The sequence below is a fragment of the Halomonas sp. PGE1 genome (assembly GCF_013000985.1).
Lineage (GTDB): Bacteria > Pseudomonadota > Gammaproteobacteria > Pseudomonadales > Halomonadaceae > Halomonas > Halomonas alkalicola.
On the sequence record NZ_CP053032.1, the window covers coordinates 3,282,953 to 3,301,588 of the forward strand.

14 protein-coding genes are annotated in these 18,636 nt (G+C 69.6%); 3 read left to right on the forward strand and 11 right to left on the reverse strand.

What is annotated here, in order from left to right; translation table 11 throughout:
- Positions 1-58: 58 nt before the first annotated feature.
- Positions 59-2,317, reverse strand: a complete 2,259-nt coding sequence (gene ptsP / locus HIR79_RS15480; protein WP_169959008.1) for a phosphoenolpyruvate--protein phosphotransferase — start codon at positions 2,315-2,317, stop codon at positions 59-61.
- Positions 2,318-2,449: 132 nt separating this feature from the next.
- A complete protein-coding gene (locus HIR79_RS15485) occupies positions 2,450-2,941 on the reverse strand; it encodes an RNA pyrophosphohydrolase (RefSeq protein WP_211620855.1) in 492 nt (163 codons plus the stop codon).
- A 178-nt stretch (positions 2,942-3,119) separates the two neighbouring features.
- Between HIR79_RS15485 and HIR79_RS15490 the strand changes: the two genes are divergently transcribed.
- On the forward strand, positions 3,120-3,776 hold the full coding sequence (locus HIR79_RS15490) for a histidinol-phosphatase (protein WP_169959625.1): 657 nt from the start codon (positions 3,120-3,122) through the stop codon (positions 3,774-3,776).
- Between the two features lie 154 nt (positions 3,777-3,930).
- On the opposite strand, the gene HIR79_RS15495 is transcribed toward HIR79_RS15490, so the two are convergent.
- Entirely contained in the window at positions 3,931-4,908 is a 978-nt protein-coding gene (locus HIR79_RS15495) for a malate dehydrogenase (RefSeq protein WP_169959010.1), read from the reverse strand.
- A 362-nt stretch (positions 4,909-5,270) separates the two neighbouring features.
- On the opposite strand from HIR79_RS15495, the gene HIR79_RS15500 reads away from it, so the two are divergent.
- On the forward strand, positions 5,271-6,362 hold the full coding sequence (locus HIR79_RS15500; protein WP_169959011.1) for an efflux RND transporter periplasmic adaptor subunit: 1,092 nt from the start codon (positions 5,271-5,273) through the stop codon (positions 6,360-6,362).
- Position 6,363: 1 nt separating this feature from the next.
- Positions 6,364-9,435, forward strand: a complete 3,072-nt coding sequence (locus HIR79_RS15505) for an efflux RND transporter permease subunit (RefSeq protein ID WP_169959012.1) — start codon at positions 6,364-6,366, stop codon at positions 9,433-9,435.
- Between the two features lie 30 nt (positions 9,436-9,465).
- Here the strand turns inward: HIR79_RS15505 and rsd are convergent, their stop codons facing one another.
- The 8 genes from rsd to yrfG form a co-directional block, all read right to left on the reverse strand.
- Entirely contained in the window at positions 9,466-9,972 is a 507-nt protein-coding gene (rsd, locus tag HIR79_RS15510) for a sigma D regulator (RefSeq protein WP_169959013.1), read from the reverse strand.
- Between the two features lie 140 nt (positions 9,973-10,112).
- A complete protein-coding gene (locus HIR79_RS15515; RefSeq protein ID WP_169959014.1) occupies positions 10,113-10,631 on the reverse strand; it encodes a disulfide bond formation protein B in 519 nt (172 codons plus the stop codon).
- Entirely contained in the window at positions 10,628-12,238 is a 1,611-nt protein-coding gene (gshA, locus tag HIR79_RS15520) for a glutamate--cysteine ligase (protein ID WP_169959015.1), read from the reverse strand. Before gshA ends, HIR79_RS15515 begins: the two co-directional genes overlap by 4 nt.
- Before the next feature lie 37 nt (positions 12,239-12,275).
- Positions 12,276-14,639 carry a Tex family protein gene (locus tag HIR79_RS15525; RefSeq protein WP_169959016.1) on the reverse strand — a complete coding sequence of 788 codons (2,364 nt, stop codon included), beginning with the start codon at positions 14,637-14,639 and terminating at the stop codon, positions 12,276-12,278.
- A 155-nt stretch (positions 14,640-14,794) separates the two neighbouring features.
- The gene (locus HIR79_RS15530; protein WP_169959017.1) at positions 14,795-16,348 is read right to left on the reverse strand and encodes a phosphoenolpyruvate carboxykinase; all 1,554 of its coding nucleotides are present in this window, start codon (positions 16,346-16,348) and stop codon (positions 14,795-14,797) included.
- A gap of 251 nt (positions 16,349-16,599) precedes the next feature.
- Entirely contained in the window at positions 16,600-17,475 is an 876-nt protein-coding gene (gene hslO, locus HIR79_RS15535; RefSeq protein ID WP_169959018.1) for an Hsp33 family molecular chaperone HslO, read from the reverse strand.
- 31 nt (positions 17,476-17,506) lie between these two features.
- Positions 17,507-17,896, reverse strand: coding sequence for a ribosome-associated heat shock protein Hsp15 (hslR, locus tag HIR79_RS15540; protein ID WP_119021774.1), 390 nt, complete (start codon positions 17,894-17,896; stop codon positions 17,507-17,509).
- The gene (yrfG, locus tag HIR79_RS15545; protein ID WP_169959019.1) at positions 17,893-18,612 is read right to left on the reverse strand and encodes a GMP/IMP nucleotidase; all 720 of its coding nucleotides are present in this window, start codon (positions 18,610-18,612) and stop codon (positions 17,893-17,895) included. The genes hslR and yrfG overlap by 4 nt, the downstream gene beginning before the upstream one ends.
- Positions 18,613-18,636 lie beyond the last annotated feature (24 nt).

Consider the following 18,636-nt stretch of genomic DNA (forward strand, 5'->3'; position numbering starts at 1 on the left):
CCTCGGGAATTATCCAGTCATCACAGAGGTCATTGGGCGCCTGCGGGGCGCAGACGCCTCAATCCCGCGGCGGCAGCAGGTGGCCAAGTTCCCAGCCGCCCAGGCGCTCGGCCAGGTGGTGGCGCACCTCGCCGGGGGTGTCGAGGCGCAGGGTCTCCTCCACCAGGTCGCGGGCGCCTTGCAGCGGCACGCGGCGGATGGCGGCGCGCACCCGGGGCAGGCTGGGGGCGTTCATGGAGAGGGCATCGAAGCCCATGCCCATCAGCAGCAGGGCGCCGGCGGGGTCGCCGGCCAGCTCGCCGCACACCGAGATCGGCCGATCCAGGCGTTTCGCCTCGCGGGCCAGGGTCGCCATGGCGGAGAGCACCGCCGGGTGGCAGGCGTCGTAGAGCGCGGCGACCCGCGGGTTGTTGCGGTCCACCGCCAGCAGGTACTGGGTCAGGTCATTGCTGCCCACCGAGAAGAAGTCGGCGCGCCGGGCCAGGGCGTCGAGCTGATAGAGGGTCGCCGGCACCTCGATCATCACCCCCACCTTGGGCCGCGGCACTGAGACACCCTCCTCGCCCAGCTCGACGATGGCGCGATCGAGCAGCTTGAGGGCATCGTCGACCTCGTCGACGTTGGTCACCATGGGCAGCAGCACCTGGAGGTTGTCGAGCCCCTGGGAGGCGCGCAGCATGGCACGCAGCTGCACCATCAGCACCTCGGGGTGGTCGAGGGTGACGCGAATCCCGCGCCAGCCGAGGAAGGGGTTGGCCTCCTCGATGGGGAAATAGGGCAGGTCCTTGTCGCCGCCGATATCCAGGGTGCGCATCACCACGGGCAGCGGGGCGAAGCTCTCCAGCTGATCGCGATAGAGCCGGGTCTGCTCCTGCTCACCGGGGAAGCGCTCGGTGACCATGAAGGGCACCTCGGTGCGGTAGAGCCCCACCCCGCTGATGCGGCGCTTGAGCTGAGCCACCGCGTCCACCACCAGGCCGGTGTTGACCATCAGCGGCATGTCGTGGCCGTCCGGCGTGCGGCTGGGCAGGTCCTGCTCGTGCTCGAGCACCGCGGTGAGCACCTGCTCCTCGGCGATCAGGCCCTGATAGTGGGTGAGCAGCTCCTCGCCCGGTCGCACGAAGAGCCGCCCCCGGTGGCCATCGAGGATCACCCGCGCGCCGGAGAGCCGCGGCAGCGGCAGGTCGACCATGCCGAGTACCGTGGGGATGCCCATGGCCCGGGCGATGATCGCCACGTGGGAGGTACTGGAGCCGCGCACCGAGACCAGCCCGGCGAGCTTCTCCCGGGGCACCTCGCCGAGCATGGCCACGCTGAGCTCGTCGCCCACCAGGATGGTGCTGTCGGGGAAGACCTCCGGCGTCTGGGGGGTCTCCTCCTGCAGGTGCGCCAGCACGCGGCGCCCCAGGTCGCGCACGTCGGCGGCGCGCTCGCGCAGGTAGTCGTCGTCGACCCGCTCCAGGTACTGGACATGGCGCTTGACCACATCGGCCAGCGCCCCGGGCGCCCACTGCCCCTCGCGGATGCGCTTCTCCACCTCCTGGGAGAGCGCCGCCTCGCTGAGCATCTGCTGGTAGACCTCGAAGAGTGCCAGCTCCTGGGCCGAGACGCGGTTGGCCAGGCGCTCGGCGGCGGCGCGCAGCTCCTCGCGTACGCGGCCGATCGCCTCCTTGAGGCGGGCGATCTCGTACTCGACGTCGGTGGGAATCAGGTCCGGCACGCTGTCGAGGTCGGCGGGCGGGGCGATCACCACCGCCTCGCCGATGCTCATGCCCGGGGCGCCGGCCACCCCCTTGAACTGCACCTGCCCCGCCAGGCTCGGCCGGGTGAGGTTGCCGGTGGCCAGGGCATGGGCCAGCACGCCCGCGAGCTGGGCCGCCATGGTGACGAGGAAGGCCTCGTCTTCCTCGCCGTAGCGGCGCTTCTCGGCCTGCTGAACCACCAGCACGCCGAGCATGCGGCGCTGGTGGATGATGGGCACGCCGAGGAAGCTGGAGTAGCGCTCCTCACCGGTGGATTCGAAGTAGCGGAACTGGGGGTGGGCCTGGGCGTCCTCGAGGTTGAGGGGCTCCTCGCGGCTGGCCACCAGCCCCACCAGGCCCTCGCCCACCGGCAGGGCCACATGCCCGACCGCCTGGGTGCGCAGGCCGATGGTCTCCATCAGCACCAGCTGCTCGATCTCCTCATCGAAGAGGTAGAAGGAGCACACATCGGCCTCCATGGCCTTGCGGATACGCCGGACCATGGTGGCGAGCGCCGCTTCCAGGGTGCGGGCCCCGGTGACTTCCTGTGTGATGCGGCGCAGGACCTCGAGCATGGGCGTGGCATCTTCCGTTGTTGTCGTGGGTAGGGAGGAGGGAGCGAACTCCCGCCCCTGAGACTGCCTCACCGGGGCGGGGTTCCTCTAGCCGGCAACTGCCCGGGCCGGTCGGGCCGGCCATGACACCCTCTAGCCGAAGCCCAGGGCCAGGCGCTGGGCGCTGGGAGAGAGCTCCCGGAGCGCGCGGCGGTAGACCTCTCGCTTGAAGGGCACCACCTGGCCCAACGGATACCAGTAGCTGACCCAGCGCCAGCCGTCGAACTCCGGCGTGGGCGTGCCATCCATGCAGATCCGGCTCTCCTGACAGCGGATCCTCAGCAGGAACCACTTCTGTTTCTGGCCGATGCAGACCGGCCTCGAATGGGTACGAATCATGCGTCGCGGCAGGCGATAGCGGAGCCAACCCCGGGTGCAGGCAAGGATCTCGACGTCATCGGCGGTCAGGCCGATCTCCTCGAAGAGTTCGCGAAACAGTGCCTCTTTCGGTGTCTCGTTCGCCTTGATGCCTCCCTGGGGAAACTGCCACGCGTTCTGCCCTACCCGACGCGCCCAGAGCAGCTGCCCCTGATCGTTGGCGATGATGATGCCAACGTTGGGGCGAAAGCCGTCAGCGTCGATCACGGACTTCACCTTGTTGAAACCTGAATTGAACCCATTCTTCCACAAGGCCACGAAGCGCATCAATACGCCTTGCGGACGAGCCGCCCCGGCGCGGCTCGCAGCCGGCTGCGGGTTCTGCGATAATCGCGGGCTTTCGACCCTGATTGTTACCCTCTGCAACCTGCCCATGGGAGTCATCGTGAGCCTGGCCATCTTCGACCTGGACAATACCCTGCTGTCGATCGACAGCGATCACGCCTGGGGGGAGTTCCTTCTCGAGCAGGGCGCCGTGGACCCAGTGGCCTACCGCGACGCCAATGATCGCTTCATGGCCGACTACGAGGCCGGCACCCTGGATATCCACGCCTTCCTCGAGGTGGCGCTCAAGCCCCTGGCCGAGAACAGCCCCGAACAGCTCGCCGCCTGGCACCAGCAGTTCATGGCCAGCAAGATCGAGCCGCATATCCTGCCCAAGGGCGAGGAGCTGGTGGCCCGCCACCGCTCCCGCGGCGACACCCTGCTGATCATCACCGCTACCAACCGCTTTATCACCGGCCCCATCGCCGAGCGGCTGGGCGTGGATGACCTGATCGCCGTGGAGCCCGAGATCGCCGACGGCCGCTACACCGGCCGCGTGAAGGGCACCCCCAGCTACCGCGAGGGCAAGGTGGTGCGTCTGGAAGCGTGGCTGGCCGACAAGGAGCTGACCCTGGACGACGCCTGGTTCTACAGCGACTCCCACAACGACCTGGCGCTGCTGGAGAAGGTCGACCACCCGGTGGCGGTGGACCCGGACCCCTCCCTGCGCGAGGTCGCCGAGGCCCGCGGCTGGCGGATCATCAGCCTGAGGGACTGAGCGCCAGGCGACCAGGCAAGACCCACGACAACGAAAAAACCCGCCGGAATTCGCTCCGGCGGGTTTTTTCACTGCTCTGCGCCGCTACGCGGCGATTCGCCCGGGAAACCCGGGCTCCCACAGGGTGGAAGCCCGCTCCCGAAGGAAGGCCCGATCAGCCCAGCAGGTGCTCGACGGCGGCGCGCTCTTCACGCAGCTCGTCTTCGGTGGCCTTCATCTTCTGCTGGCTGAAGTCGTCCAGCGCCAGGCCCTGGACGATCTCGTACTTGCCGCCTTCGCAGGTGACCGGGTAGGAGTAGATGATGCCCGGCTCGACGCCATAGCTGCCGTCGGAGGGGATCGCCATGCTGACGATCTGGCCGTTGGTGCCCAGCGCCCAGTCGCGCATGTGGTCGATGGCGGAAGAGGCCGCAGAGGCCGCGGAGGAGGCACCGCGGGCCTTGATGATGGCCGCGCCGCGCTGCTGCACGTCCGGAATGAAGGTGTTCTCGTACCAGTCACGCTCGACCAGCTCGGCCGCCGGCTTGCCGGCCACCTTGCAGTGGGCGATGTCGGGGTACTGGGTGGCGCTGTGGTTGCCCCAGATGATCATGCTCTCGACGTCGGTGACGTGCTTGCCGGTCTTCTGGGCCAGCTGGGTCAGGGCGCGGTTGTGGTCCAGGCGGGTCATGGCGGTGAACTGCTTGGGATCCAGGTCCGGCGCGTTGCAGGAGGCGATCAGGGCGTTGGTGTTGGCCGGGTTGCCCACCACCAGCACCTTGACGTCGCGGCTGGCGTTGTCGTTCAGGGCCTTGCCCTGCACCGAGAAGATGGCGGCGTTGGCTTCCAGGAGGTCCTTGCGCTCCATGCCCGGGCCGCGCGGACGCGCACCCACCAGCAGGGCGAAATCGGCATCCTTGAAGGCGACGTTGGCGTCGTCGGTGGCGACGATGTCCTGAACCAGCGGGAAGGCGCAGTCGTTCAGCTCCATCACCACACCCTTGAGGGCTTCCATGGCCGGGGTGATCTCGAGCAGCTGCAGGATGACCGGCTGGTCCTTGCCCAGCATGTCGCCGGAGGCGATGCGGAAGGCGAGGGAGTAGCTGATCTGGCCGGCAGCGCCGGTGATGGCAATACGGACGGGCTGTTTCATGGAGGCTCCTTGGTTGTCAACGCACGGGGTGTCGCCGTGAGGACGGACCCGCCGGGCAAGCCGCCGGGCCTCAATTCAAACCGGCAAGATGGTATGCCTGCGCCGCACAAAACTCAATGCAACATAAGGTGAGGGGTGAGCGCCCTGCGGGCTTGTGAGCGCTTCGCTGGTGAGTAGTGAGGGGTGAGGGGTGAGGGGTGAGGGGTGAGGGGTGAGGGGTGAGGGGTGAGGGGTGAGGGGTTTACCATTCTCAAGCGCGAAGCGCGCTCACGACTCACTCCTCACAAGCCCGAAGGGCGCTCACAAGCGAAGCGCTAACGGTAGTAAGCTGGCGCTTCATGCCCGCTGATGGATCACACCGCATGCCACGCCGTCGCCTCCCCCTCTCTCCGCTGCTGGCCATCGCCGTCACCTTAGCCCTGGGAATATGGCTTGCCTTCGGCGACCTGCAGCGCTTCCAGGACACCGCCCCCGAGAGCGAGCCGACCGAGGCACCGCCCGCCGTCCGGGTCGAGGTCATGGAGCGCGAGGCCGAAGCCCACGCCCCGCGGCTGGTGCTGCAGGGCCACCTGGAAGCCGACCGCGAACTGACCCTGCGCGCCCGCCAGGCGGGGCGCGTCGAGGCGCTGCCGGTGGCGGCGGGAGAGCGGGTCGAGGCCGGCACGGTGCTGATCCATCTGGCCCGGGACGAGCTGCCGGCCCGGCTCGAACAGGCCGAGGCGGAGCTCGCCCTGGCCCGGGCCGAGCTGGCCGGCGCCGATGACCTGCGCCGCCGCGAGCTGATCGCCAACACCGACTACCTGCGCCTGCAGAGCGGCGTCGCCCGGGCGGCCGCCGAGGTGGCGAACCTGCGCCGCCAGCTCGACGATACCCGCCCCACCGCCCCCTTCAACGGCGTGCTCGACCGCCTCGACGTGGAGCTCGGCGAGCTGCTCCAGGTGGGCGAGGCCTTCGGCCAGCTGGTGGATGACCGCCACCTGGTGGCCAGGGCCTGGGCGCCCCAGCGCGACGCCCAAGCGCTGGAGGTCGGCCTGCCCGCGACGCTGCGCCTGCTGGACGGTTCGCGGCTCGAGGGCGAGGTGAGCCTGGTGGCGCGCCGCGCCGAGGAGGAGGCGCGCACCTTCAGCGTGGAGGCCCGGGTGGCCAACCCCGAGGGACGCCGCCTGGCCGGCGCCAGCGCCACCCTGGTGATCACCCTCCCCGAGCGGCAGGTGCACCGGCTCTCCCCTGCCCTGCTGGAGCTCGATGACGACGGCCGCCTGGCGGTGAAGCACCTGGATGACGACGACCGGGTGGTGCGCACGCCGGTCGAACTGGTCGACGCCGCCACCGACGAGGCCCGCGTCACGGGGCTGCCCGAGCGGGTGCGCCTGATCACCCTGGGCGGCGGCCTGGTGGCGGCGGGCGAGCGCGTCGTGCCGGTGGTGGCCGACACCACCCAGGCGTCGCCCTGAGATGCGCACCCTGATCGAGGCGGCGCTGGACCGCTCGCGCACCACCCTGCTGCTGCTGGCCGCGCTGCTGCTGGCGGGCCTGGCCGCCTGGCAGGCGATCCCCAAGGAGGCCAACCCCGACGTCACCATCCCCATCATCTATGTCTCGCTGTCGCTGGAGGGGGTCAGCCCCGAGGACGGCGAGCGCCTGCTGGTACGGCCCATGGAGCAGGAGCTGCGCAGCATCGAGGGGGTGCGCAAGATGACCTCCCAGGCCAGCGAAGGGCACGCCGCGGTGACGCTGGAGTTCGACGCCGGCTTCGACCCCGACCAGGCGCTCTCCGACGTGCGCGAGAAGGTCGATATCGCCCGCGCCGAGCTGCCCGCCGAGGCCGACGAGCCGCGGGTCATGGAGGTCAACGTGGGGCTCTTCCCGGTGCTCTCCATCGGCCTCTCCGGCCAGCTAGAGGAGCGCCAGCGGCTGGCCGTGGCAAGGCGCCTCAAGGAGGAGATCGAGGGCATCGGCGAGGTCCTGGAGGTGGACATCGGCGGCGACCGCGAGGAGCTCCTCGAGATCGTCGTCGACCCGCTGGTGCTGGACAGCTATGGGGTCGACTTCGACACCCTGTTCAACCTGGTCAGCCGCAACAACCGCCTGGTGGCGGCGGGCAGCCTGGACACCGGCGCCGGGCGTCTGGCCCTCAAGGTGCCCGGGGTGATCGAGAGCCTCGAGGACGTGATGGGCATGCCGGTGAAGGTGGAGGGCGACCGGGTGGTGACCTTCGGCGACGTGGCCTGGATCCGCCCCACCTTCAAGGACCCCGACGGCTTCGCCCGCATCGACGACCAGCCGGCGCTGGTGCTGGAGATCTCCAAGCGCGCCGGGGCCAATATCATCGCCACCATCGAACAGGTGAACGGCCTGCTCGACCAGGCGGCCGGCCTGATCCCGGACGGGCTCGAGATCACCACCATCATGGACCAGTCCCAGATGGTGGAGGAGATGCTCGACGAGCTGCTCAACAACGTGCTCACCGCGGTGGTGATGGTGCTGGTGGTGATACTCGCCGCCATGGGGCTGCGCAGCGCCCTGATGGTGGGGCTGACCATCCCGGGCGCCTTCCTCACCGGCATCCTGCTGATCTGGACCCTGGGCTACACCCTCAACATCGTCGTGCTCTTCTCGCTCATTCTCGTCGCCGGCATGCTGGTGGACGGCGCCATCGTGGTCTCGGAGCTGGCCGACCGCCACCTGCGCCAGGGCCAGCCACCCCGGGAGGCCTGGGTCAACGCCGCCGCGCGCATGAGCTGGCCGGTGATCGCCTCCACCGCCACTACCCTCGCGGTGTTCGTGCCGCTGCTGTTCTGGCCCGGGGTGGTGGGCGAGTTCATGAAGTACCTGCCGGCCACGGTGATCCTCTGCCTGCTGGCCTCGCTGGCCATGGCGCTGGTGTTCCTGCCCACCCTGGGCGGCGTCTTCGGGGTGCGCGCCTCGCGCCGGGAGATCGCCGAGGACCACATCAGCGCCGGCGGCCGCTTCTATCGCGCCCTGCTCGCCCGGCTGCTGGCCATGCCGGGGCTGACCCTGCTCTTCGCCCTGCTGCTGCTGGGGCTGATCTACACCGCCTACGCCCGCTTCAACCACGGCGTGGAGTTCTTCCCCGCCGTGGAGCCCGACAGCGCCCAGGTGCTGGTGCGCGCCCGGGGCGACTTCTCCGCCGCCGAGAAGGACGCCGTGGTGCGCCGGGTGGAGGCGCGCCTGGCCGGCATGAGCGAGGTGGAGGCGCTCTACGCCCGCTCCTTCGCCACGCCCAACCAGCAGCTCGGCAGCGACGTGATCGGCGCGCTGCAGTTCCAGCTGATCGACTGGCAGCAGCGCCGGCCGGTGGCGGCGATCTTCGCGGAGATGAGCGAACGCACCGCCGACCTGCCCGGAATGGTGCTGGAGTTCCGCGAGCAGGAGATGGGGCCCGGCGAGGGCAAGCCCATCGTGCTGGAAGTGAGCGGCCATGACGATGCCGCCACCGACCGCGCGGTGGACCGGCTGCGCGAGCTGATGGGCGAGCTGGGCGGCTTCCGCGACATCGAGGATGACCGCAGCCTGCCCGGCGTGGAGTGGCGGGTGATGGTGGACCGCGAGGCGGCGGCGCGCTTCGGCGCCGACGTGGCCGCGGTGGGCAGCGCGGTGCAGCTGCTCACTACCGGCCTGCAGGTGGCCAGCTACCGCCCCCCCGGAGTGAGCGACGAGGTGGATATCCGCGTGCGCCTGCCGGCGGGCTACCGCTCCCTGGACCAGCTGGGCCGGCTGACGCTCAACACGGCCCGGGGCCAGGTGCCGATCGCCAACTTCGTGGAGCTGGTGCCGGCGCCCAAGGTGGGCACCCTGCACCGTATCGACGGGCGGCGAGCGGTGACCCTCGAGGCCGACGTGGCCGAGGGTTACCGGGCCGACGAGCGGCTGCGCGCCCTGCTCGAGACGGGCGGTACGCCGCCGGAGGGGGTGATCGTCAACGTGGCCGGCGAACAGCAGGACCAGCAAGAGGCGAGCCGCTTCCTGGCCAGCGCCTTCCTGGTGGCCATCGCGCTGATGGCGCTGATCCTGGTCACCCAGTTCAACAGCCTCTACCAGGCGGGGCTGGTGCTCTCGGCGATCGTGCTCTCCACCGCGGGGGTGCTGCTGGGCCTGCTGGTCAACGGCCAGCCCTTCGGCATCGTCATGGTGGGAATGGGCATCATCGCCCTGGCGGGGATCGTGGTGAACAACAACATCGTGCTGATCGACACCTACAACCAGCTGCGCGGCGAGGGGCTCTCCCCCTTGGAAGCCGCCCTGGAGGCGGGCGGGCTGCGCCTGCGCCCGGTGCTGCTGACGGCCATCACCACGGTGCTGGGGCTTATGCCCATGGTGCTGGGGGTGAACGTCAACCTCTTCGCGCCGAGCCTGGGGCTGGGCGCCCCCTCGACCCAGTGGTGGACCCAGCTCTCCAGCGCCATCGCCGGCGGGCTCACCTTCGCCACCGCCCTGACGCTGCTGCTGACGCCCTGCCTCCTGGTGCTGGGCGGACGCTTCGAGCGCCGCGGCCAGGGCGCCTGACCGGGCATGGCGGGCCAGGCGGGTGAGACATCAGGCCCGTGACTGGGCCGCGGCCTCCTGGCGGGCGGCGTCAGGGGCGTGGGCGGCATGGACGCGCCCGATCAGCTGATCCTCGAGGGCGAAGCGCTCGGTAAGGCCGTGGGCCAGGCGTTCGAGCCAGGCGGGCAGCCGGCCGAGATGCTGGCGCACGCGACCGGGGCTCTCGTACTCGGCATCGAAGGAGAGCACGAGCTCGGTGGACATCTCCAGCCGCGCCAGCAGACGGTCGGCCAGCGTCAGGGCGGCCTCGTCGTCGAAGGCCTTGGCCTCCTCGCGCAGCTGGGGGTAGATCTCGAAGTGGCCGGCGCTGATGTAGTCCATCAAAAGCTCGCTGAAGCGGTCGATCTGCGCCTTGCTCACCGCCTCCAGTTCGGCGTCGCAGGCCTCCTTGAGCTCCACGAAGTGGACCAGCAGCTCGCGGCGCTCGTCCAGCCATTGATCGATCAGCTTGTGCACGCCGCCCCAGCGCTCCAGGGCGCTCTTGCAATCTTCCAGCATGGGGGCCTCCCTACGTTTGGTGGAGCCAGATCGGTGACGCCGGGAGCCTCCTGTTCCCGGCGGGGACTCCAGACTCGCCCGCGCCGCCGGCGCTGTCAATCCCCGAGGGGAGGGCCATTGGCCAGGGGCATCGGGGAGACTCAGCGGCGCTCCCGGAACGCCGAGAGCAGAAGGCCCAGCGGCGCCAGGGCCAGCACCAGGAAGCCGATCAGCGTCCAGCCGGGCAGCGAGATGCCGAGCAGCAGGAAGTCGATCTCGGCGCACTCGCCGGAGCCCGAGAGCACCATGGCCACCACGTCACGCCAGGGCAACAGCTCCATCATGTAGTCGAGGCCGGGGCCGCAGCTGGGCACCTGGTCCGGCGGCAGCGACTGCAGCCACAGATGGCGCCATGCCACGCCGATGCCACCGGCCACCGAGGCGAGGCCCAGGGCGCCGTAGACGCCCGCCCCGACCCGCCCGGCGGGGTTGTGGATGGCGGCGATCGCGAAGACCGCGGCGGCCGACAGCACCGCCACCCGCTGGAAGATGCACAGCGGACAGGGCTCGAGGCCGCCGAGGTGCTCGAGCCCGAGGGCCACGGCCATCATCAGCACGCAGAAGGCCAACCCGGCGAGGCTCCACTGGCGCACCGAGAGGCGAGTCAGGTGCGTGCTCATGGGCTCTCCTCCCCGATCAGGCGAGACTCTCGGGCACGCTCGAAGTAGTCGGCCAGGAAGTCATCGAAGGCGACCCGGTCGGCGGCCTCGATCTCCTCCTGCTGGCGCCAGGAGGTGCCCACCAGCTCGGCGAACATCGCCTCCCGGGCCGGGTCCATGGGCTCACCGCGCAGCCGCTCGGCCTGCTCCCGGGCGATGGCCAGCATGGCGTCGCTGAACTCCTCGCCGCTCTCCTCGAGGCGCGCCATCAGCCTGCCCGAGGGCGTCAGCGACGGGTCGGCCAGGCGCGGGGCCATGGCGGCCACGGCCTCCCTGTGGGGGCTGCCCGCCTCCAGCTGGTCGAGCAGGCCCGCCACCTGGTCGATCTCGGCCAGGATCTCGCCGCCCCACTCCGCCACGCTGCGGCCTTGCCCCCGGTCGCACAGCTGGAGCGCCGGATCGCGGCCACGCTCCACCACCCGCCGGCGGTTGTCGTCCAGGTGCTCGCACTCCTCGTCGCTGATCCAGGGGCTCTCGGCCAGCAGGCACCACATCACGAAGGCGTCAACGAAGTGGATCTGCGCCTCGTCCAGGCCCAGGGTCAGCAGCGGGTTGAGGTCGAGGCAGCGCACCTCGATGTACTCCACCCCGCCGGCCTCCAGGGCCTGGCTGGGGGTCTCGCCGTGGCGGGTCACCCGCTTGGGGCGGATGTCGCTGTAGTACTCGTTCTCGATCTGCAGGATGTTGGCGTTGAGCTGGCGCCACTCGCTCCCCTCCTGAACGCCCAGGGCCGCATAGGCGGGCCAGGGCGTGGAGATGGCGTTGCGCAGGGTATTGACGTAGTTGGAGAGCGAGTTGAAGCAGATCTTGAGCTGGGCCTGCACCTTGTTCTGATAGCCCAGGTCCGACATTCGCAGGCTGGTGGCGTAGCGCGATACCAGCGTCTCGCTGCCATGGGCCTCGAGGTTGTCGGGGATCTCGCGGCCATCCAGGAAGCTGCGATCCAGCGCCGGCGAGGCGCCGAACAGGTAGAGCAGCAGCCAGCTGTGGCGGCGGAAGTTGCGGATCAGCCCGAAGTAGCGCTGGGAGCGATAGTCGGCCATGGGGGTGTCGGTCGCCCCCTCCAGCTCGCGCAGCAGCGTCCAGAGGTCGTCGGGCAGGGAGACGTTGTAGTGCACCCCGGCGATGGCCTGCATGATGCGCCCGTAGCGCACGTCCAGCCCCTGCCGGTAGACCCGCTTCATGGTGCCCACGTTGGAGCGGCCGTAGTCGGCGATGGGCACGCTGTCGTTGCCGGCCAGGCGCGACGGCATGCTGGCCGGCCAGATCAGCTCGTCGCCGAGGTAGCGATAGCTGAAGCGGTGCAGATCGCCGAGGAAGGCCATGGCGTCGGCGGGCCGGCAGTAGACCGGGGTGATGTACTCCAGCAGCGCCTCGGAGTAGTCGGTGGTGATGTGCGGGTGGGTCAGCTTGGAACCCAGCGCCTCCGGGTGCGGGGTGCGGGCGATGCGCCCTGCGGGGTCGACGCGCAGCCCCTCCTTCTCGAGGCCGCGGCGAAGCCGGCTGAACTGCCCCTGGCGGGCGGGGCCGGCCAGGCGCTCGATGAGGGTGGCGAGTGAGTCGGACAAGGTAACACCCCTGGTAGCGGAAAATTAGCGTGGAAGGTTAGCGCTTCTGTTTGGCCTTGAGCAGGGCGGCCCCTAGGGCACCCATCTGCCCCTGGGAGTCACTCGAGTCGCGTCCGCCGCCCCTGCGGGGCGCCTTCTGGCCCCCGGGCTTCTGGCCGGTCGACTGACGCCCCCCGCCGGCACGGCGCGGGCTCTCGCCCTCCTCCCCCGGCTGGTCGTCCAGGCGCATGGAGAGGCCGATGCGGGCCCTGGGAATATCGACGCTCATCACCTTGACCCTGACGATGTCGCCGGCCTTGACCACCGAGCGCGGGTCCTCGACGAAGGTGTGGGAGAGCGCCGAGATATGCACCAGGCCATCCTGATGGACGCCGATGTCGACGAAGGCGCCGAAGTGGGTGACGTTGGTGACGCTGCCTTCGAGGATCATGCCGGGCTCGAGGTCCTTGAGGGTCTCGACCCCCTCGCGGAACTCGGCGGCCTTGAACTCGGGGCGCGGGTCGCGGCCCGGCTTGTCCAGCTCGGCGAGGATATCGGTCACGGTGGGCACGCCGAAGCGCTCGTCGGCGAACTCGGCGGGCCTGAGCGACTTCAGGGTGGCGCTGTCGCCGATCAGGCTGCCGAGATCCCGGCCGCTCTTCGCGGCGATGCGCTCCACCAGGGGGTAGGCCTCGGGGTGCACGGCGCTGGCATCCAGGGGGTTGTCGCCGTTCATGATGCGCAGGAAGCCCGCGCACTGCTCGAAGGTCCTGGGCCCGAGGCGGCTCACCTCGAGCAGCTCCTTGCGGCTGGCGAAGGCGCCCTGCACGTTGCGCCGGGCGACGATCGCCTCGGCCAACGCCGGGGAGAGCCCCGCCACTCGGGAGAGCAGGGCGCTGGAGGCGGTGTTGAGGTCCACCCCCACGGCGTTCACGCAGTCCTCGATCACCGCCTCGAGGCTGCGCGACAGCTGCACCTGGGAGACGTCGTGCTGGTACTGGCCCACGCCGATGGACTTGGGCTCGATCTTGACCAGCTCGGCCAGCGGGTCCTGCAGGCGCCGGGCGATGGAGACGGCGCCGCGGATGGTGACGTCGAGGTCGGGCAGCTCCCGGGAGGCGTACTCCGAGGCGGAGTAGACCGAGGCGCCCGCCTCGCTGACCATCACCTTGGAGAGCGTACGCTTGCCGGCGAAGCGTTTCAGCAGGTCGCCGGCCAGGCGGTCGGTCTCGCGGCTGGCGGTGCCGTTGCCCACGGCGATCAGCGCCACATCGTGCTTCTCGACCAGCCGGGCCAGCTCGGCCAGCGAGGCGTCCCAGTCGTTGCGGGGCGCATGGGGATAGATGGTGGCGTGGGCCAGGAACTGGCCGGTGGCATCCACCACCGCCACCTTGCAGCCGGTGCGCAGGCCCGGGTCGATGGCAAGCGTGGCCTTCTGCCCCGCCGGCGCGGCCAGCAGCAGATCCTTGAGGTTGGCGGCGAAGACCTCGATGGCGGCGAGCTCCGCGGACTCGCGCAGGCGGCCCAGCAGCTCGGTCTCCAGGTGGGTGTAGAGCTTGACCCGCCAGGTCCAGCGCACCACGTCGGCCAGCCATTTGTCCGCGGCACGGCCCTCATCGCGGATCGAGAAGTGGCGGGCGATGGCCACCTGGGCCGGATGGAGCGGCGCCTCGTCCTCGCCGGGCAGCTTGATGGCGAGCGTCAGCACGCCCTCGTTGCGGCCGCGGAACATGGCCAGCGCCCGGTGGGAGGGCGTCTTCGAAAGCTTCTCGTCGTGCTCGAAGTAGTCGGAGAACTTGGCGCCCTCGCCCTCCTTGCCCGGAATCACCCGGGCGCTGAGCTCGCCCTCCTGCCACAGCCGCTCGCGCAGGCTGCCCACCAGCTCGGCGTCCTCGGCGAAGCGCTCCATCAGGATCTGGCGGGCGCCGTCGAGGGCCGCCTTGGCGTCCTCCACGGCGGGGATGTCGCCCTCGGCCGCCCGAAGGTACTTCACCGCCTCGCTCTCGGGGTCCAGGCTGGGGTCGGCCAGCAGCGCATCGGCCAGGGGCTCGAGGCCCGCCTCCCGGGCAATCTGTGCCTTGGTGCGACGCTTCTTCTTGTAGGGCAGGTAGAGGTCTTCCAGGCGCTGCTTGGTGTCGGCGGCCTGGATCAGTCCCTTGAGCTCCTCGGTGAGCTTGCCCTGCTCGTCGATGGCGGCGAGCACCGCGGCGCGGCGCTCCTCCAGCTCACGCAGATAGCCGAGCCGTTCGTGAAGGGTACGCAGCTGGGTGTCGTCGAGGCCGCCGGTCACTTCCTTGCGATAGCGGGCGATGAAGGGCACGGTCGCCCCGCCGTCGAGCAGCTCCACCGTGGCCAGGACCTGCTGCGGGCGAACGGAAAGCTCCTCGGCGAGGCGCGCGATGATGCGGTTGGTGGCGTCCATGTTACCCCTTCACTGATGCTCGAAAATCGATCGCGACAAGGTATCACAAGCGCCCCGCCCGCGGCAGGCTTGACGTCCGTGTAAAGCAGCAGCCCCACGGCCTGGGGCGCGTGGGGCTGCTGGGGGTCACCAATGCCGCCGGCGGCGGCCGACCATCAGGTCAGGCTGGGGCCTGCCTTGACGATCGCTTCGCTGACGCCGTCGAACTTCTTGAAGTTGTCGACGAACTGCTCGGCCAGGTCCTGGCGCTTGCGGTCGTAGGCGGCCTTGTCTTCCCAGGTCTCGCGCGGGTCGAGCAGGCGGGAGTCGACGCCCGGCACGGCCACCGGCACCTCCAGGTTGAGCCCTTCGAGGCGCTTGGTCTCGACCTCGCGCAGCACGCCGGTCTGGATGGCGCTGATGATGGCGCGGGTGGTGGGGATGGAGAAGCGCGAGCCGCCCTCACCGTAGGAGCCGCCGGTCCAGCCGGTGTTGACCAGGTAGACCTGGGCGTCCTTCTCGGCCACGCGCTTGATCAGCAGGTCCGCGTACTCGCGGGCCGGACGCGGGAAGAAGGGAGCGCCGAAACAGGTGGAGAAGGTGGTGGAGAGACCTTCGGCGGAGCCCATCTCGGTGGAACCCACCTTGGCGGTGTAGCCGGAGAGGAAGTGGTAGGCCGCAGCTTCCTTGGAGAGCACGGAGACCGGGGGCAGCACGCCGCTCATGTCGCAGGTCAGGAAGACGATGGCGTTGGGCTCGCCGGCACGGTTCTCCGGCACGCGCTTCTCGACGTGCTCCAGCGGATAGGCGGCGCGGGAGTTCTGGGTCAGGCTGTCGTCGGCGTAGTCCGGCTCGCGGCGATCGTCGAGGACCACGTTCTCCAGCACGGTGCCGAACTTGATGGCGTTCCAGATGACCGGCTCGTTCTTCTCGGAGAGGTCGATGCACTTGGCGTAGCAGCCGCCCTCGATGTTGAAGACGGTGCCCGGGCCCCAGGCGTGCTCGTCGTCACCGATAAGGTAGCGGGCCTGGTCGGCGGAGAGAGTGGTCTTGCCGGTGCCGGAGAGGCCGAAGAACAGGCAGGTCTCGCCGTCCTCGCCCACGTTGGCGGAGCAGTGCATCGGCAGCACGTCGGAGGCCGGCAGCAGGAAGTTCTGCACGGAGAACATGGCCTTCTTCATCTCGCCGGCGTAGCGCATGCCGGCGATCAGCACCTTCTTCTGGGCGAAGTTGATGATCACCACGCCGTCGGAGTTGGTGCCGTCACGGGCCGGGTCGCACTCGAAGCCGGCGGCGTTGAGGATGGTCCACTCTTCCTTGGCGGAAGGGTTGTAGGCCTCGGGACGAACGAACATGGTGCGGCCGAACAGGTTCTGCCAGGCGGTCTCGGTCTGCACACGCGCCGGCAGGTAGTAGGTCGGGTCGCTGCCCACGTGGAGCTCCGACACATAGTGCTCACGACCCAGCAGGTAGTCCTCGACGCGGGCCCAGAGAGCATCGAACTTCTCGGCGTCGAAGGGACGGTTCACGCTGCCCCAGTCGATCTGCGCGCTGGTGGACGGCTCATCGACGATGAAGCGGTCCTTGGGCGAGCGCCCGGTGCGCACACCGGTATTCACCACCAGGGCACCATTGGCGGCCAGGCGGCCCTCGCCGGTGGCCACTGCACGCTCGATCAGTTCTGCGCTGCTGAGGTTGACGTGGACTTTGGGAGCTTGGGGTGTGGTCATGTCGGTTCCTGGGCCTTGCGGCCGATTCTCTCTCGTGTGCCGGGCGTCGGTGGCGACGCAGCGGATACCTGCCATCGATCGCCGCTGCGGGTTTCCCGTCTTGTGGCGAAGCGATCGAGCCGAAAAAAGCGGCGCTATTATGGCAAAAAGCGCCGCCGCGGGGAACGCCGTTTTTGGGCGAAATTCATGTAGTTTTTCTACAACATCTCGCCCGTTCACTACAGAATTTGTTGTGCGGCGCAGCAAGCGAATCAGTGCAGAACGGGTGGCGGCGCATCACCCTCGCTCAGCAGCGCCTCGACGTCGGCCTCGTCGAAGTGGTAGCGGGTGTGGCAGAAGTGGCACTGGGTGTCGATGCTGCCGTGCTCGGCCAGCACCTGGCGCAGCTCTTCCTGGCCCAGGGTCAGCAGCGCGGAGGCGATGCGCTCCCGGGAGCAGGTGCAGCCGAAGCGCAGCGGCTTGGGGTCGAAGAGCCGCACCGTCTCCTCGTGGTAGAGGCGATGCAGCAGCGCCTCGGGAGCCAGCGCCAGCAGCTCCTCGTCCTTGACCGTGTCGGCCAGGACCACGCTGCGATCCCAGGCGTCGAGGTCCTGGTTCTGGGACTCGTCAGGCATGCGCTGCAGCAGCAGGCCGCTGGCCCGGTGACCGTCCGCGGCCAGCCACAGCCGGGTGGGGAGCTGCTCCGACTGGACGAAGTAGGCGGCCAGGCAGCCGGCCAGGCTGTCGTGGTCCAGGGCCACAATGCCCTGGTAGCGGTGCCCCTCGCGGGGGTCCAGGGTGATCATGATCTGCCCCCCGCCGAGCAGCTCGAGGAAGCCCGCGTCATCCGCCGGCATCGGGGCGTCCTCGGCCAGCCGAGCGATGGCGCGCAGCTCGCCGCCGGGGTTCGATTCGGCCATCAGCAGGGCCAGGGCGCCCTTGCCGCGCACCTCGATGCTCAGGGTGCCATCGAGCTTGACGGTGTCGGTGAGCAGCGCCACGGCGGCGAGCAGTTCGCCGAGCAGCCGATTCACCACCGGCGGGTAGTCGTGGCGGTCGAGGACCTCGGCGTAGGCCCGTTCGAGGGTGACGAGCTCGCCGCGCACGTTGGTGTTGTCGAAGAGGAAACGCTGGATCTGGTCGGTCATCATGACTCTCTGTGAATCGTCGGCCGGCTGGCTAATCGTCGGACTGCTGACGCTGGAAACGCTGGATATCCCGGCGCTGCTTCTTGTCGGGGCGCTTGAGCGGGTGCTGCATGGCCTGGTTGGTGAGGCGGCGCGCCTCGGCCTCGCGCTCGCGGCGCACCGCGCTCTCCTCGGTCTCGCGGTAGAGGGCGCGGGCCTCGGGGGCGCCGCGGCGCTGGTCGGAGAGCGCCACCACCTCGACCTCGAGGAGATCCCACCCCTGGGGCACGCGCACCAGGGCGCCCACCTCGACGGTCTTGCTGGTCTTGGCCCGGGCACCGTTGTAGTGGACCTTGCCGCCCTCGATGGCCTTCTTGGCCAGGCCCCGGGTCTTGAAGAAGCGTGCCGCCCACAGCCACTTGTCGAGCCGCACGCTACTCATGATCTCTCTCCATGGGCGCCCTCCCCCGGCGCGCCGGCGGCCCCGGGTGCCTGGCCGGGCGGCAGGTTGCCGGGTAGGATCGCCGCGAAGCGGTCGAGTGCCACGAACTCCTCGAGCTCCTTCTCCGGCCGAGTGCTGTCGGGCTGCTTGATGCCGAGCAGGTGGCGGATGCCGAACTCACGGGCGCTGGCCAGCACCCTGGGGTTGTCGTCGATGAACAGGGTACGCGCCGGGTCGAAGGGCTCGATCGCCTGGAGGGCGGGCCAGAAGGCCTGCTCCTCCTTGGGCACGCCCAGGTCCGCCGAGGAGACGATGGCGTCCAGGTACTCCTCCAGGCCGGTGAGCGGCAGCTTGAGCTCGAGGCTCGCGCGGTCGGCATTGGTGGCCAGCACCACCCGGGGATGGGCCACCTTGAGCCACCGGAGGAAGTCCAGGGCGTCGCTGCGCAGGCCGATCAGGTGCTGGATCTCGCGCTTGAGGGCGACGATGTCGAGGTCGAGCTCGCGACTCCAGTAGGCCAGGCTGTACCAGTTGAGGGTGCCCTGCTCGTGGAGCACCTTGGAGCGCACCACCTCCTGGGTGGCCTCATCGAGCTGGTGCAGCTCCACGTAGCGCCGGGGCAGGTGCTCTAGCCAGAAGTGGCTGTCGAAATGGAGGTCCAGCAGGGTGCCGTCCATGTCGAGCAGGACGGTGTCGATGGCGCGCCAGTCGATCATCGCGACTCCCGGGTGGTGGCGGTA